The following is a 405-nucleotide window of genomic DNA, read 5'->3' as shown; positions in this document are numbered from 1 at the left end:
CCGGCTTCCGAAACAGAAGATTATGACGATTCTGGATTTCGTGACTGCGGGAATGATTGTGAGCTACGATGTGATCTTCGGAAGTACCGGCAGTTTGGCTGCAGTTGCAGTTTTTATGATTCTTTTGACTCTGATCCAGGCTTTTTATCAGCCGGCGGTTCAGGCCAGCATTCCGCTTCTGGCAGCCCGGGAGCATCTGATGGCGGCTAACGGGATTGTGATGCAGGTTCAGGCCCTTGCAGGACTGCTGGGACCGATTTTAGCCGGTATGCTCTACGGGATCGGGGGAGTGAAGCCGATACTGGCGGCCAGTGCGGTCTGCTTCTTTCTATCGGCTGTGATGGAGCTGTTTCTGCGGATTCCGCATGATAAGAGGGCACCGGAAGCTTCTCCTGTGCGCACGGC

General features: G+C 54.8%; 1 protein-coding gene. It reads left to right on the top strand.

Annotated elements, in window-relative coordinates; genetic code table 11:
* Window positions 1-22: 22 nt before the first annotated feature.
* On the top strand, window positions 23-405 hold a 383-nt coding region (locus NE664_15010), incomplete at its 3' end, for an MFS transporter (GenBank protein ID MCQ4727942.1).

Origin of the sequence: Anaerotignum faecicola (assembly GCA_024460105.1) — a bacterium.
Lineage (GTDB): Bacteria > Bacillota > Clostridia > Lachnospirales > Anaerotignaceae > JANFXS01.
This window is presented reverse-complemented; position numbering and strand designations above follow the sequence as displayed.